Consider the following 15,653-nt stretch of genomic DNA (forward strand, 5'->3'; position numbering starts at 1 on the left):
TCAAGCCTGTTGCGTTGGAAGAGGGTTTGAGGTTTGCGATTAGAGAAGGTGGAAGGACAGTTGGTGCTGGCGTAGTAACTAAAATAATAGAATAATAGGGGTTTTTAGGGATGGCTAAAAAGGGAGAAGCAAGGGTTATCATTCATTTACAGTGTACAGAGTGTAAAAGAAATAATTATACCACTACCAAAAACAGGAGAAATACACCTGATAGGTTAGAGCTTAAGAAATATTGCCCCTGGGATAAAAAACATACCGTACATAAAGAAGTTAAAAAATAAATGGTAGGCCAGTAGCTCAACTTGGCAGAGCGTCGGACTCCAAATCCGAAGGCTGGGGGTTCAAGTCCCTCCTGGCCTGCCATTTTTTATTTTTTTAAGGTAGGGATTGTATGGCTTTAAAAGATCAAGATTTAAATAAAGAAAATTTTAAAGATAGGGTGGTAAGATTTTTAAAAGAGGTTAAAATAGAAGCCAAAAAGATTACATGGGCTCCTAAGAAGCAAGTTTTAATGGGAACGTTGATGGTGGTTGTTTTTAGTCTATTTATAGGTGCATATTTAGGAATTTTGGATATAATATATAATTTTATAATCTCTATTTTGGTGGGATAAGGTGGCTAAAGTTTGGTATTCAGTCCAGGTTTGGTCTGGTTGGGAAGAAAAAGTTAAGGCTCTGGTAGAAGAGCTTTTGTCCCGCAAGGGGGTCTCTGATAAGGTAGAACGTTTTTTTGTGCCTCCTCCAAAGGAGATAGAGGTTAATTTTTCTCCAGAAAAGCAATTTGTTAAGCTTTTTTATTCTGGATATTTTTTGATGTTAGGTGAGATTGATGAAGAGTTGAAGGAAGAGATAAAAAGGCTGGAAGGTGTTCTTGACGTGATTGGTGGAGACAGGCTTTATGTCTTTAGAACCGAGGAGGTTGACAAACTTATTTCTCAGTTGGTAGTAGAAGAAATAAAGCCTAAACCTCGTTATCAATTTGCTCAAGGTGACAGAGTTAGGATTACAGAGGGACCTTTTGCCAACTTTATAGGGGTGGTAGATGAGGTTAAGCCTGATAAAGGTAAGGTTAAGGTGTTGGTAAGTATATTTGGTAGAGAGACTCCTGTAGAAATAGAGTTTGCTTATTTACAGAAGATTTAAGGGGGATAGGGAGGTATGGCTAAAAAGGTAATAGCACAAATAAAGTTACAGCTTCCTGCAGGGCAGGCTACTCCGGCACCTCCTGTTGGTCCGGCTTTGGGTCAGCATGGTGTTAACATCATGGAGTTTGTTAAGGCGTTTAACGAGAAGACCCGTGGACAGGAAGGTTATATCATTCCTGTGGTGATTACCGTTTATGCAGACCGGTCTTTTACTTTTGAGTTGAAGACTCCACCTGCTTCGGTGCTTATTAAAAAGGCGATTGGTATTGAGACAGGAGCACATGCTCCTGGTAAAGAGGTGGTGGGCAAAATTACTCGAAAACAGTTGGAAGAGATAGTAAAGATGAAGATGCAGGATCTTACGGCGGCATCTTTAGAGGCTGCTATTAGGACTATAGAGGGTACAGCCAGAAGTATGGGCGTTCAAATTGTAGATTAAGGAGAGGTGGTATGGCTAAGCACGGTAAGAAGTATAGAGAGGCTTTGGCTAAAGTTGATAGAACAAAAAAATATTCTTTTGAAGAGGCAGTTAAGCTTGCTTTAGAGACAGCTCATGCTAAGTTTGACGAAACGGTAGAGGTGGCGGTAAAATTGGGGGTTGATCCAAGACATGCAGACCAAATGGTTAGGGGGTCTGTGGTTTTACCTCATGGAACTGGAAAGACTGCGCGAGTGTTGGTTTTTGCTAAAGGAGAGAAGGCTAAAGAAGCTTTAGAGGCTGGTGCAGATTATGTAGGGGACGAGGACCTTATTGAAAAGATTCAGAAAGAGAATTGGCTTGAGTTTGATAAGGTAATAGCCACTCCAGATATGATGCCAGCTGTTAGTAAGTTAGGTAAAATCTTAGGGCCAAGAGGTCTTATGCCAAGCTCTAAGACAGGGACAGTAACTTTTGATGTGGCTAAAGCGGTAAAAGATATTAAGGCAGGTAAGGTTGATTTTAGAGTTGATAGAGGTGCGGTGGTGCATGTTCCTGTAGGTAAGGTTTCTTTTGGTGAAAAGAAGATTTTAGAAAACATGGCTGCGTTTTTTGAAGCTTTATTAAAGGCTAAGCCCTCTGCAGCCAAAGGACAATATATAAGAAGTGTTGCTATATCTACTACGATGGGTCCTGGAATTAAGGTTGACCCTAACGAGGTAAAAAATTTAATCCAGAGATATTCTGGAGATTAAATTAGAGGTTTGAGCCCCTTGAGGTCCTTCAAAAGCAGGGTGTCTCTTGGGGCCAGAGATTAGTAGGTGCCATTTTGGCTTAAATGAGGAAGCTTCCTCAGCCTACTATAGGCGAAAGGGTACCCTTTCATGTGGTTAAAATTTATAAGGAGGTATAGACTTGCTTACCCGAGCTCGTAAGGCAGAAATCATCAAAGATGTAAATGAGAAGTTTGTTAAGTCACAAGGGGTTTTTGTTACTTCTTTTAGAGGTTTTACGGTAGCTGAAAGTAATGAAATAAGGAAGCTTGTTAGGGAAAAGGGAGGAGAGTTTAGGGTTATTAAAAATACCCTTATAAGGATTGCCTCTGAAAACACAGATTTTAAACCTGTAAGTGATTACATCGAAGGGCCTACAGCTTTGGTTTTTGCATATCAAGACCCTGTAGAGATTGCTAAGGTTTTAAATGATTTTGTTAAAAAACATCCGGCTTTACAGATAAAGGGTTTTGTTATTCAGGGTAAGGGCTATAAGCCTGAATTTATTGAGGATCTGGTTAAACTTCCTCCAAGAGAGGTTTTGTTGGCTCAGGTACTTGGTACCATTCAGGCACCGGTATCCAACTTTGTTGGGGTATTGGCGGCTATTATCAGGAATTTCCTTTATGTGCTTAAGGCTATTGAAGAAAAGAAGTCAAAGGGTGAGTAAAATTTAAAAAACAGAAAAAAAGCAAAAGGAGGGATTAGGAAATGCCAGTAACCAAAGAGGAAGTCATCGAGTTTATCGCCAACATGAGTGTGTTAGAACTTTCTCAGTTTATCAAAGAGTTAGAGGAGAAGTTTGGTGTAACTGCGGCTGCTCCTGTAGCTGCCGTGGCAGCTGTGGGTGCTGTGGCTGGTGCTCCTGCTGAAGCTGCTCAGGCTGAGGAAAAGACAGAGTTTGATGTGGTTTTGACTGATGTAGGAGGTAACAAGATCAACGTGATTAAGGTGGTAAGAGAAATTACAGGCTTAGGGTTAAAAGAGGCTAAGGATTTGGTTGAAGGTGTACCCAAGCCAGTAAAAACTGGTGTTAGCAAGAATGAAGCAGAAGAGATTAAGAAAAAATTAGAAGAAGTAGGTGCCAAAGTAGAAATCAAGTAAGCCTTGTATAGTTTAAAATTTTATTTTCTAAAATCTACTTTTTCAAAGGGTTTCCCCTGTCCCTGGGGAAACCCTTTTCGTCATTTATAAAAATCCAGGGAGGGGATCATAAAAATGCTAAACAACCAAAGAAACTTATCTGTTCGTAAAAGTTTTTCTAAAGTAAAACAGATCCAAGAAGTACCCAATCTTTTAAAAATACCTAAGGAATCCTATGATAAATTTTTACAGGCCAAAACCCCTCCAGAAAACAGAATAGACATAGGTATCCATAGGTGTTTAAAGTCTGTATTTCCGATAAGAGACTATTCTGAGACAGCGGTTTTAGAATATATAGATTATAAGATTTTAGAACCAAAGTATGCCCCAGAAGAGGCTAAAGATAAAGGTTTAACTTATGAAGCCCCGATGAAATTAAAGGTAAGGCTGGTAACCTATGACTTAGACCCAGAAACTGGTATAAAGAGTATTAAAGATGTTAAAGAGCAGGAGGTATATTTTGGCACCATTCCTTTGATGACTGAAGACGGAAGGTTTATCATAAATGGGACAGAACGTGCTATTGTCAATCAGCTTCAACGGTCTCCTGGTGTTATCTTTGAAAAAGAGAAAACTCATGCTAAAGCAGGTAGGTTAACCTATATTGCCAGGGTTATTCCGGTTAAAGGGTCTTGGTTGGATTTTATTTATGATTATAAAGGTAGGTTTTTCGTAAGGATAGATAAGAGAAAGAATATTTTAGCTACTATTTTCCTTAAGGCTATGGGGATGAGTGAAGAAGAAATTCTTTCTCTTTTTTATCCTTCTGAGACCTATTTAATCTTGGAAGAAGGGGTTGAAAAACTCTTAGACTATGAACTTTTAGCAGGACAAAAGGCGGTTTCTGACATCGTTAATCCTGAGACCGGAGAGGTTATCGTTAAAAAAGGTAAGGTTATCACGGCAGGTCTAATAAAAAGGTTAAAAAGGTTAGGGATTGGCTCTATAAAACTTTCTGACGAGGCTTTGATAGGGAAGATTTGTGCTAAAGATATAGTAGACCCAGAAGGCACTGGGGAGGTCCTTTTAGAAGCCAACCACGAAATAACCAAAGAAAAATTAGATTTGCTGAGAGAAAAAGGTATAAAAGAGGTAAAAGTCCTTTTTGTAGACCTTCATTACTATACTTCTTCTGTAAGAGAAGCTTTAAAAAGCGATAAAGTAAGAAATACAGAAGAGGCCCTTATCGAAATCTATAGAAAAATGCGTCCTTCGAGTCCTGTAAGTTATGAAGTGGCAGAGGCTTACTTTAGGTCCCTCTTTTTTGACCCTGAGACTTATGACCTTTCTGAAATAGGACGCTATAAAATCAACCTACGTTTAAACTTAGATATCCCGATTACTCAAAGGGTGCTTACCAAGCAGGATGTCATAGCCATTTTAAAGGAATTGATAAGACTCAGAGAAAGAGAGGAGGAAGGAGACGATATAGACAGTCTTTCCAACAGAAGGGTTAGAGCAGTAGGCGAGTTGGTAGAAAATCAGTTCCTTATCGGTCTTATGAGAATGGAGAGGTCGATAAAAGAAAAACTTCAGCTTCAGGAACTTGAGGAGATAACCCCTGTAGAGCTTATAAACAGCAAGCCTGTTGTGGGTGCGGTAAAAGAATTTTTTGCCCAGGGACAGCTTTCTCAGTTTATGGACCAAACTAACGTTCTCTCCATGCTTACCCATAAAAGAAGACTTTCTGCTTTAGGACCAGGTGGTTTGACCAGAGAAAGGGCAGGTTTTGAGGTCAGAGACGTTCATCCCAGCCATTATGGAAGGATCTGTCCTATCGAAACACCTGAAGGTCCAAACATCGGTTTGATTGTTTCTCCTACCACCTTTGCCCAGACCAATCCTTATGGATTTTTAGAGACCCCCTATAGGATGGTTAAAGATGGTAGGGTTACAGATCAAGTAATTTACTTGAATGCTGCTGAAGAAAAAGATTTGGTTATAGCTCAATCTACCATTAGACTGGATAAACAAGGAAATATTTTGGATGAATATGTTCCTGCCAGAAAAAACGGAGAGTTTGTTATAGCCCATAGGGACGAGGTTGATTTGATAGACCTTGTGCCTGCTCAAGTAGTCAGTGTTTCCAGCTCTTTGATACCTTTCCTTGAACACGATGACGCTAACCGTGCACTTATGGGATCTAACATGCAACGACAGGCTGTACCTTTGATAAAAACCAAAGCTCCTCTGGTTGGTTCTGGTATGGAAAGGGTGGTGGTTTTAAACTCAGGTATGGTGGTAGTGGCAGAAAATGATGGTGTGGTTGAGGATGTAGACAGCACACGGATAGTGGTAAGGTATGACGCTAAGGAGGGAGAGCTTCCTGAGGTAAAGATTTATGAGTTGATAAAATGGAAAAAATCTAACCAGAATACTTGCTTTTTACAAAGACCTATAGTGAAACCAGGGCAGAGGGTCAAAAAAGGAGAGATTTTAGCAGACGGTCCTTCGATTAGCCAAGGAGAGTTGGCGCTGGGTAAAGATGTTTTGGTTGCGTTTATGCCTTGGAGAGGTTATAACTTTGAGGACTCTATCATCATCTCTGAGAGGTTGGTAAAGGATGACGTTTTTACCTCTATCCATATAGAAGAGTTTGAATGTGTTGCCAGAGAGACTAAGCTTGGAAGAGAAGAAATTACAAGAGATCTCCCTAATGTAAGTGAAGAACTTTTAACCAATCTTGACGAAAGTGGTATAATAAAAATAGGAAGTTATGTAAAGCCTGGAGATATTTTGGTAGGGAAGGTAACCCCTAAAGGAGAGACTACTCTTACCCCTGAGGAAAAACTTTTAAGAGCCATTTTTGGAGAAAAGGCAAAAGATGTAAAAGATACCTCTTTAAAAGTTCCTGCAGGTATAGAAGGTATTGTGATAGATACCAAGATCCTTACCCGAAAAGGTATAGAAAAAGATGCAAGGGCTAAACAAAAGGAAGATGAAACCATAGCTAAGCTTTTGAGAAACCAAGCAGCTGTTTTAGAGGTTCTTTTTAGACATACGGTAAACAGATTGGCCTATGTTTTAAATGGAGAGGTAGCTACTACTGATCTGGAAAGAGAGGGGCAGGTTTTTATCAACAAAGGAGAGGCTTTAACTTTAGAGAAACTTAAGACTTTACCCACTTCTCTTTTGTCTAAGTTGAAAGAGGTAGTTTCTTCTGCTAAAAAAGAAGTAGTTTCGGAGATCATAAAGGCCTATGAAAAGAAGAGAAAAGAGATTATGGAAGAGTATGAGGCCCATATCAACAGGATAAAGAAAGGTGATGAACTACCCCCTGGTGTTTTGAAGGTAGTGAAGGTTTATGTAGCCATGAAGAGAAAGCTTCAACCAGGAGATAAGATGGCAGGAAGGCACGGAAACAAAGGTGTGGTCTCTAAAATCGTTCCTATCGAGGACATGCCTTATTTACCTGACGGAACACCGGTAGACATGATCCTTTCACCTTTAGGTGTTCCTTCTCGTATGAACATAGGTCAGCTTCTTGAAACCCATCTGGGGTGGGCTTGTAAGGAGTTAGGTAAAAAGTTAAGTAAGTTGGCACAGGAATACCAGGTAGAGAGTGTGAAGGCACTTTTAAAAGAGATTTTTTATGAAGACGAATATGAGAAGTTGGTAGAAGGTAAGACCGATGAGGAAATATTAGAACTTGCTAAGGGTTTTGCTGATGGAATTCCTATTGCTACCCCTGTTTTTTCAGGAGCTAAGGAGGCAGAGATCAAAAAGTGGCTGTCTTTAGCTGGGTTAAGTGAAAGTGGAACTACTGTTCTTTATAATGGTATGACAGGAGAACCTTTTTACGAACCGGTAACCGTAGGTTATATGCATATGTTAAAACTTCATCACTTGGTTGACGATAAGATCCATGCTCGTTCTACTGGGCCTTACTCACTGATAACCCAGCAACCTCTTGGTGGAAAGTCTCAGTTCGGTGGACAGAGATTAGGAGAGATGGAAGTGTGGGCGATAGAGGCTTATGGAGCTGCTTATACCCTCCATGAGTTCCTTACGGTTAAAAGTGACGATGTAGAAGGACGTACCAAGATGTATGAAAAACTGGTTAAGGGTAAGAACTTTTTAGAAGGAGGTATGCCTGAAAGTTTTAAAGTGTTAACCAAAGAGTTGCAAGGTCTCTGCCTTGATATAGAACCTATAGAAGAATAAAAAAACAAAGGGGGTGTTTATATAATGAAAGAACTCCTTTCTATTTTAGAGAAACCTAAGGATGTGATGAAAATAAAGGCATTAAAGATAGGGTTAGCCTCTCCTGAAAAGATAAGAGAATGGAGTTACGGAGAGGTTAAAAAACCGGAGACGATTAACTATAGGACTTTGAGGCCTGAAAAGGACGGTCTATTTTGTGCTAAAATTTTTGGTCCTGTTAGGGATTATGAATGTATCTGTGGTAAATATCGTGGGATGAAACATAGAGGAGTTATCTGTGAAAAGTGCGGGGTTGAGGTTATCCAGAGCAAGGTTAGAAGAGAGAGGATGGGACATATTGAGTTGGCTGCGCCGGTAGCTCATATTTGGTATCTGAGGAGTATTCCCTCGAAAATAGGTATTTTACTCAACATGACCCTTAAAGAAGTAGAGTCTATTCTTTATTTAGAAAGATATGTAGTTATAGAAAGCCAGGTTGAAGAATTTCCTGTGGGCACCATTCTTACCGAAGATAAATACTACACCTTAAGAGAGATGTATGGAGACCAGATAATAGCTGATACAGGGGCTTCGGCTATTTATGAACTTTTAAGAAACATAGACCTTGACAAACTTATTCAGGACATCCAGATAGAACTTCAAACCACCCACAGCGAGGCTCGTAAAAAGAAACTTGGCAAAAGGCTTCAGATAGCCAGGGCATTTAAACAGTCAGGTAATAAACCTGAATGGATGATTTTAAAGGTTATACCGGTTATTCCTCCTGAATTGAGACCTTTAGTTCCTTTAGAGGGGGGGAGGTTTGCTACCTCAGACTTAAACGACCTTTATAGAAGGGTTATCAACCGTAACGTGAGACTTAAAAAGTTGATAGACCTTGATGCCCCTGAAATTATTTTAAAAAACGAAAAAAGGATGTTACAAGAGGCTGTTGATGCCCTTTTTGATAACGGTAGAAGAGGGCGTCCTGTGATGGGGCCTAACAGAAGGCCTTTAAAAAGTCTTTCTGACATCCTTAAGGGTAAACAAGGTAGGTTTAGACAGAATCTTTTGGGTAAAAGAGTGGATTTTTCAGGTAGGTCTGTTATTACCGCAGGCCCTGAGTTAAGGATGTATCAGTGTGGTTTGCCTAAGAAAATGGCCTTGGAACTTTTTAAACCCTATATTTATGGTTGGTTAGAAAAGCATGGATATGCTACCAACATCAAAACTGCTAAAAGGTTGGTGGAAGAGGAACATCCTGCGGTTTGGGATGCCCTTGATGAGATCGTAAAAGAATATCCGGTTATGTTAAACCGTGCCCCTACCTTGCACAGGTTAGGTATTCAGGCCTTTGAACCAGTGTTGATAGACACCAAGGCTATCCAGCTACATCCACTGGTCTGTGTAGCTTACAACGCTGACTTTGACGGAGACCAGATGGCTGTCCATGTTCCCCTTTCAGTAGAGGCGCAGATAGAAAATAGAGTTCTTATTCTTTCAACCAACAACATCCTTCTTCCTGACAACGGTATTCCTGTAGTTTATCCTACCCAAGATATGGTTTTAGGAATTTACTACATGACGTTAGAACGTCCTTTTGCGAAGGGAGAAGGTAAAGTTTTTAGAGATAAAGATGAGGTGATCCTTGCATATCAGACAGGAGCTGTCCATCTACAAGCGAAGATAAAGGTAAGGATTGATGGTAAACTTTTAGATACAACGGTAGGTAGAGTCCTGTTTTCGACCATCGTTCCCGAAGAGATTCCTTTTGAAGAGTATAATAAACCATTGACCAAAAAAGAGCTTCAAAAGTTGATAGACATTTCTTATCGTAGAGCAGGTATTAAGAAAACAGTAATTTTTGCGGATAAATTAAAAGATTTGGGGTTTGCACAAGCTACTGAAGCTGCTCTTTCTATTTCTGTGGATTATCTTACCATTCCTAAGAAAAAAGCGGAAATTTTGGCTGAGGCAGATAGAAAGATTGCAGAGATCTGGGAGCAGTATAGAGAAGGTTTGATCACCGAGAGTGAAAGGTATAACAAAGCAATAGATATATGGTCTAATGCTACTGAGCGTGTTACTGAAGAGATGATTAAAGAAATGGAAACCAAGGAATATATCGGGCCTAACGGAGAGAAAGTGATAGGTCCCAGCTTTAACCCAGTCTACATCATGGCCTTTTCTGGAGCTCGTGGTTCTAAAGATCAGATAAGGCAGCTTGCTGGTATGAGAGGTTTAATGGCTAAGCCCTCGGGAGAAATTATTGAAACCCCGATTAAAAGTAACTTCAGAGAAGGACTTTCGGTTTTGGAATACTTTGTGTCTACCCATGGAGCCCGTAAAGGACTTGCAGACACAGCTTTAAAAACCGCTAATGCCGGATATTTAACAAGAAAATTAGTAGATGTTGCTCAAGACTGTGTGGTAACTGAAGAAGATTGTGGAACCATAGATGGTATAGAAGTAGGTCATCTTATTGAGGCAGGTGAGATTATCGAACCTGTTTGGGATAGAGTGTTGGGAAGGGTTGCCTTAGAAGATATTTTAGACCCTATTACAGGAGAGGTATTGATCGAAGCTAATCAAGAAATAGATGAAGAAGGGGTTAAAAAGCTTAAAGAAGCAGGAATAGAGAAGGTCATGATAAGGTCTGTGCTTACCTGTGAGGCAAAGCATGGAGTTTGTAGAAAGTGTTATGGAAGAGACCTTGCTACTGGAAAGTTGGTAGAGATAGGAGAAGCCGTAGGGATTATTGCCGCTCAGTCTATTGGAGAACCTGGAACTCAGCTTACGATGAGAACCTTCCACATCGGAGGTGCGGTAGGTAAGGCTTTAGAACAAAGCGAACACAGAGCTCAGTCAAGAGGTTTGATAAAGTTTCTTAATTTAAGACTGGTTAGAAGGGAAGATGGTACTTTAGTGGCTTTAAACAGACAAGGAGAGATTGCTATCGTGTCTCCTGACGGTAGGATTTTAGAAAAATATCCAGTCACCTATGGTGCTAAGATTAAAGTAGAAGAAGGTCAAGAGGTAAAACCTGGAGACCTCTTGGTAGAATGGGATCCTTATACCACACCTATCATCGCCGAAGTTTCTGGAAGGGTAAAGTTTGGAGATATCATAGACGGGGTAACGGTTGATGAAAAGATAGACGTAACCACCGGTAGAGCAAGTATTATCGTAAGAGACTACAAACTTACCGACTATAGACCAAGGATTTCTATCAAAGATGAGAAAGGAAGAACCATCGACCTTCCAGATGGGAGAGGTAAAGCCAGGTATGAGTTACCGGTAGGAGCTATCATCAGCGTTCAGGAAGGAGATATGGTAAAGGCAGGAGATATCATCGCAAGAATTCCTCGAGAAACTTTGAAAGCTAAAGACATCACCGGAGGTCTTCCAAAAGTTACCGATTTATTTGAAGCACGTAAACCTAAAGAGTATGCCACCATCACTGAAATCGATGGAACGGTGGTGTTTGAAAAAGAAGCCAGAGGTAAGAAAAAGGTTGTTATTCAACCTGAGGTAGGAGAACCTTTAGAGTATTATATTTCTAAAGGTAAACATATCTTGGTAAGAGAAGGTGATGTGGTTAAAGCTGGAGATCCTCTGGTAGAGGGTTCTCCTAATCCTCATGATATCTTAAAGGTTAAAGGAGTTAAAGGGGTTGCAAGATTCTTGGTTGAAGAGATTCAGGAAGTTTACAGGCTTCAGGGTGTTAAGATAAACGATAAACACTTTGAGGTTATCGTAAAACAGATGCTTAAAAAGGTTAAGATAAAAGACCCAGGTGATACCAACTTTATGATCGGTGAGTATGTGGATAAAGTTAGGTTTGAGGAGGAAAACGAAAAGATCATAGCTACTGGAGGAAAACCAGCAGTAGCTGAACCTGTAATCCTTGGCATCACAAAAGTAGCCTTGCTTACTGATTCTTGGTTGTCTGCTGCCTCCTTCCAGGAAACTACGAGAGTTCTTACCGAGGCCTCTATTGCCGGTAAGGTAGACTATCTAAAGGGACTAAAAGAAAACGTAATCATCGGAAGGTTAATTCCTGCAGGGACAGGAAGGATTGTTTACGAAGAAAAAGGATGGCTGTAAGACCAAATAGACTTTAAATAAAAAAGGGAGGGTTTCAAAAACCCTCCCTTTTTTATTTGTTTTTAAAGGATTGAATTTTTGAGCTTACTTTTTAAGTCCTATTTTCTGAAGCAAAGCCTGATATCTGTTAAAATCTGTTCTTTTAAGATAGTTTAGAAGAGCCCTTCTCTGACCGATCAGCTTCATAAGACCTCTTCTTGAATGAAAGTCTTTGCGATGAGTTTTTAGGTGTTCCTCCAGTTGTTTTATCCTTGCGGTTAGCAAGGCAATCTGAACCTCTGGAGAACCTGTGTCGTTGGGGTGACGCTGGAAAGTTTGGATGATCTCTTGTTTTAACTCTGGGTCTAAAGGCATACACTCAACCTCCTTTTTGTATTTTTAAGCCTGGGGAAGGCTTATTCCACCCCCAAGCAGTTATCTTAAATATAACTGATTTTTGAAAAAATACAAACCTAAGTTTGGCCTATCGCCCTCTTGTCTAAAATTTTTTTAGCAGTAATGTTAATTTAATGTTAAAAAAATTTTTAATGACATTTTGTGAGGTTTTTATTCTGATATTTCAATTCTGTTTGTTATGGTTTTTTTATTCTCTATTTTGACCTTTTCCATCTACGTCAGTTTTCCCGTGATAAAAATTTAACATCAAAATAGAGGGGTGCAGAGATGTTTAAAAGAGGGATCAGGGTTTTGGTTCTCCTAATCTTGATAAACTCGATTTTTGTATCATGGGCTCTTGCTAAGAGGGAGGTAAGGTCAGAATTGTTAAAAACTGAAGGGGTTTATGTAATCAACGTGGAAACGGGATCTCCAGCCGCTAAAGCAGGATTAAACCCAGGAGATATCATTTTAACGATTAACAACCAGCCAGTTTCTTTAGAAAACATAAAAACACTTGTCTTATCAGGGACTCTCAGCAGGAACAACCCCAACATCGTGATGTCAGTTTTAAGGAACGGCAAGATTTTTAATGTTTCTACCCATGTACACCCGGAAAATCCAAACTTAGGGGTTGTGGTTAGAGCTCCTCAGGAAATAAAAAGAGTTTCTTCTGATAGTTATTCAGGGCAGAGGTTGATAGAAAAGGCAAACAAAAGAGTAGAGGTTTCTGAAAAAGATAGTTTATCTACCAAGCTTCTTTCTATCAACGTTTTAGACGCAGTTTTTATCGATAAAAACACCGGAGAGATCACGTTTGTTGGACATTATGATGACAGGTATAAAACTGGTCCTCTACCTTATTTTCAGATGTTAGACGAGGCTTTGAAATATCCCTATCCATCTTTTTCTTTAGAGCCAACCCCAAACACAGAAAGAGCTTTAAAAGAGATAAAAGATATCTTTGACCGAAAGATGACAAAAGTTAACAGAGATCTCAGTTATGGGGCTGATTGGTTATCAGGTATTTTAAAAGAAATTTTATATGCAGATAACCAGCTGCTAGAAAAACAGATACTTTTAGCAAGGCTTAAGAAATTTTCTATAACCCCAGAGGAATTTAATGCTTATCTTAGGTGGGATCCAAAATCAAAAAAATGGAGGTTTGACAGCAAAGAGCAGCTTGAGATGTATTTTAATCTGCAAAGTTTTTTCATTAAAGTTTTTAAGGCGTTAGGATTTGAGGGTAAGTATGGGCAGGCTGTGGTGGAATGGTGGGGATTTCAGAAGTTTGCAGAAGCGTATGGTATGGAAAATGCGGGACACTGGTTTAGACAAGTTTACGAAACAATGGGACTTATAGAGGATTTTGAAAAAATAAGGACTTTGTTTAATGCCGGTCAGATAGATAATTGGGAAGCCACTCGGAGATTGCTATTTCTTTTTTACGGAAATCTTTTTAAAGGTATTGGGGTAGACGAACATACCATAAATGATCTATTAAGAAGAGCCCCAAAAACAGGCAAAATAGACTTAGAACTAAGCGAAATTACTAATAAAAGGGTGGGAAAAATCCAATCAGAGTTTCTTATAGATTTTTTAATAAATAACCTTGTTTTAAGTGATACTTTTCTAAAAAAGCGTTTTAGACTGCCGGTAATTGAAGTTAAGCCTACTTACTATAACCTCCCCTCTGACACATATATGGCTAAAATTTTCTTTTATGCAGACTATACTTTAAAATATTTAACTACAATAAATCCTGAGACAGCGACTTTTAAAGATTTTGATCCTTTTGTGGCTTATCTCAGTAAAAAGGCTGAGGAAAAGGGAAAACTCAGAGAGTTTCAGATGATGCAAAGTGGTTTTGATAGATACTGGCTTTTTCCTGGGAGAATTGAGTTAAAGGTAAGTCAAGATAAATCAGCGATTTATTTTGGGAAATCTGAGGTTAAAATCGGTAGTGAAAGTCTATATTCAGGGATGCCTTCTTGGTATAACGAGATCTTAAAAGAATATTCACAAACGTTAACAGGAAGATATGAAGAATTCGCTCAGATATTTCCTTCTCTTCATACTATGCGAGAGGTTCAGAAGATAATAGCTTTAGCCAGATGGATTCATTCTAACCACCTTAAGGTGTTTATACCTGAATATCAAAAAGTGCAGTTAGAAAGTCTTACTGGGGTAACAGGAACTACGGTAGCTACTTTTTATTCTTCAAAAACAAGAGATACCTTTTCCTTTTTTGTTGAAAATCATGGAGGAGGTGTAGACTATGCTGAAAAGAATAATGCTTGGATACAGGAAAAATATATAGAAACTAAAGATGCACTTCATCAGCTGGAATCAAGCTCAGTTTTAGCTGAAAAGGCTGTAGCTTCAGCCCTTGCAGGCGACCTTGAGGCTGCCAGAGCCCTTGCTGAAAAAAGTGCTCAAGCTATGGTTGGTCATATCGACCTTGGGAGCTTAGGGATTAAAATACCTCCTACAGTTAATCCTAAACTTAGTTCTTTACCAGCAGGCTCTCAAGGAGTTTTTACTCAAAAAACTTTAGAAGTCGTCGGGGCTAATCTTGATGAATATGTGAAATTGAAAAAAGATTTAAAGGTAGCAGAAGGTTATAAAGACGTTGACCCAGAAAAGTACCAGCAAATTTTAACTGAGGCTAAGGTTAAAGAAGCTAAGATAAAAGAGTCCTTGCAAAAACTTAACGAACTTTTAAACAGTTATAGAAATAACCCGTTAGATTACAAGAGAATAGAACAGGAATTGGTTCAATTAAACCCCAAAAAACCTTCTTTCATAGATGTAGCAGCTTTAAAGCCTAAACCTGAGGATTTAAAACCTAAGACTGAAAAGGATAAAAAAGTCAAAAAAGAAGGTTTTTTGCCTGATGAGCGTAAACTTAGAGAAGAATTGACAGACCTAAGGCATAAACTTGAACTTGCGAAAACCAACTTAGACCAGTTAACTAAGATTATCATGGAAAATACTAAAGAGTTTGAAAGTTGGAGGGAAAAGACTGAACGGGCTATTTCAAGCAGTGAAGCCAGATTTAAAGAAGTTATGTTAGATATGATCCAGGAAAACATTTTTGAAAATATAAAACATGAATTTTCTAAATATCCAGATCGGTTGAGAGAAATTGAAAAATTTCAACAACTTTTGGATACTAAAGATTTTACAGATTGGGCCTCGATGGATCCCAAAACCTGGGAAGATATAGCAGAAGGATTGGTTAAAGCAGTAAATGCCCTTCCTGGTATAGGAGATTACACCAAGAAATTGACCAAAACTTTATATCATTTGGTTAATACTGGGTATGATGTAACCACGATCTTTATTCATTGGAAGAAGATGAAAGAATTTGAAAAGAACTTAGATCTATACTTTAAGGCTGTAGTTACACAAAAAGAATATATGGCTAAGACTATAAAGCGTATAAAGGAAATAGAAGAGGAGTTGGAAAAACTTGCTAAAGCTAAAGAAAATCCTCAGCTATAAGTTAGATTATGCGAAAGCCCCCTTTAGCCTTGACTTTTGTTGA

At 39.0% G+C, this 15,653-nt stretch carries 12 protein-coding genes and 1 tRNA gene; 12 read left to right on the forward strand and 1 reads right to left on the reverse strand.

Annotated features, from left to right (window positions below; all coding sequences use genetic code 11):
* The 11 genes from H529_RS11430 to rpoC form a co-directional block, all read left to right on the forward strand.
* The coding region (locus H529_RS11430; RefSeq protein ID WP_022855272.1) for an EF-Tu C-terminal domain-related protein at positions 1–95 on the forward strand (95 nt) is incomplete at its 5' end.
* Between the two features lie 15 nt (positions 96–110).
* Entirely contained in the window at positions 111–281 is a 171-nt protein-coding gene (gene rpmG, locus H529_RS0104065; protein ID WP_022855273.1) for a 50S ribosomal protein L33, read from the forward strand.
* A gap of 5 nt (positions 282–286) precedes the next feature.
* A tRNA-Trp gene (locus tag H529_RS0104070) sits at positions 287–363 on the forward strand.
* 28 nt (positions 364–391) lie between these two features.
* Positions 392–613: a preprotein translocase subunit SecE gene (gene secE / locus H529_RS10065; RefSeq protein WP_022855274.1), complete on the forward strand. Its 222-nt coding sequence runs from the start codon at positions 392–394 to the stop codon at positions 611–613.
* Between the two features lies 1 nt (position 614).
* On the forward strand, positions 615–1,142 hold the full coding sequence (gene nusG / locus H529_RS0104080) for a transcription termination/antitermination protein NusG (RefSeq protein WP_022855275.1): 528 nt from the start codon (positions 615–617) through the stop codon (positions 1,140–1,142).
* A gap of 15 nt (positions 1,143–1,157) precedes the next feature.
* On the forward strand, positions 1,158–1,583 hold the full coding sequence (rplK, locus tag H529_RS0104085) for a 50S ribosomal protein L11 (RefSeq protein WP_022855276.1): 426 nt from the start codon (positions 1,158–1,160) through the stop codon (positions 1,581–1,583).
* Between the two features lie 11 nt (positions 1,584–1,594).
* Positions 1,595–2,317 (forward strand): 50S ribosomal protein L1, encoded by a 723-nt coding sequence (rplA, locus tag H529_RS0104090; RefSeq protein ID WP_022855277.1) that lies wholly within the window; start codon positions 1,595–1,597, stop codon positions 2,315–2,317.
* A 160-nt stretch (positions 2,318–2,477) separates the two neighbouring features.
* Positions 2,478–3,005, forward strand: a complete 528-nt coding sequence (rplJ, locus tag H529_RS0104095; RefSeq protein ID WP_022855278.1) for a 50S ribosomal protein L10 — start codon at positions 2,478–2,480, stop codon at positions 3,003–3,005.
* A 41-nt stretch (positions 3,006–3,046) separates the two neighbouring features.
* Entirely contained in the window at positions 3,047–3,439 is a 393-nt protein-coding gene (gene rplL, locus H529_RS0104100) for a 50S ribosomal protein L7/L12 (RefSeq protein WP_022855279.1), read from the forward strand.
* Positions 3,440–3,553: 114 nt separating this feature from the next.
* The gene (gene rpoB / locus H529_RS0104105) at positions 3,554–7,642 is read left to right on the forward strand and encodes a DNA-directed RNA polymerase subunit beta (protein ID WP_022855280.1); all 4,089 of its coding nucleotides are present in this window, start codon (positions 3,554–3,556) and stop codon (positions 7,640–7,642) included.
* Between the two features lie 24 nt (positions 7,643–7,666).
* Entirely contained in the window at positions 7,667–11,728 is a 4,062-nt protein-coding gene (gene rpoC, locus H529_RS0104110; protein ID WP_022855281.1) for a DNA-directed RNA polymerase subunit beta', read from the forward strand.
* Positions 11,729–11,812: 84 nt separating this feature from the next.
* Here rpoC and rpsO read toward each other — a convergent pair whose 3' ends face one another.
* A complete protein-coding gene (gene rpsO / locus H529_RS0104115) occupies positions 11,813–12,082 on the reverse strand; it encodes a 30S ribosomal protein S15 (protein WP_022855282.1) in 270 nt (89 codons plus the stop codon).
* A gap of 309 nt (positions 12,083–12,391) precedes the next feature.
* Between rpsO and H529_RS0104120 the strand changes: the two genes are divergently transcribed.
* Positions 12,392–15,610 carry a PDZ domain-containing protein gene (locus H529_RS0104120; protein WP_022855283.1) on the forward strand — a complete coding sequence of 1,073 codons (3,219 nt, stop codon included), beginning with the start codon at positions 12,392–12,394 and terminating at the stop codon, positions 15,608–15,610.
* The last annotated feature ends 43 nt before the right edge of the window (positions 15,611–15,653 follow it).

This window comes from Thermodesulfobacterium thermophilum DSM 1276, assembly GCF_000421605.1.
GTDB lineage: Bacteria > Desulfobacterota > Thermodesulfobacteria > Thermodesulfobacteriales > Thermodesulfobacteriaceae > Thermodesulfobacterium > Thermodesulfobacterium thermophilum.

Coding starts and splice junctions, on each gene's coding strand:
- H529_RS0104120 (WP_022855283.1), top strand. CDS start 12,392: ATGTTTAAAAGAGGGATCAGGGTTTTGGTTCTCCTAATCTTGATAAAC.
- rplL (WP_022855279.1), top strand. CDS start 3,047: ATGCCAGTAACCAAAGAGGAAGTCATCGAGTTTATCGCCAACATGAGT.
- rpmG (WP_022855273.1), top strand. CDS start 111: ATGGCTAAAAAGGGAGAAGCAAGGGTTATCATTCATTTACAGTGTACA.
- rplK (WP_022855276.1), top strand. CDS start 1,158: ATGGCTAAAAAGGTAATAGCACAAATAAAGTTACAGCTTCCTGCAGGG.
- rpoB (WP_022855280.1), top strand. CDS start 3,554: ATGCTAAACAACCAAAGAAACTTATCTGTTCGTAAAAGTTTTTCTAAA.
- secE (WP_022855274.1), top strand. CDS start 392: ATGGCTTTAAAAGATCAAGATTTAAATAAAGAAAATTTTAAAGATAGG.
- rpoC (WP_022855281.1), top strand. CDS start 7,667: ATGAAAGAACTCCTTTCTATTTTAGAGAAACCTAAGGATGTGATGAAA.
- rpsO (WP_022855282.1), bottom strand. CDS start 12,082: ATGCCTTTAGACCCAGAGTTAAAACAAGAGATCATCCAAACTTTCCAG.
- rplA (WP_022855277.1), top strand. CDS start 1,595: ATGGCTAAGCACGGTAAGAAGTATAGAGAGGCTTTGGCTAAAGTTGAT.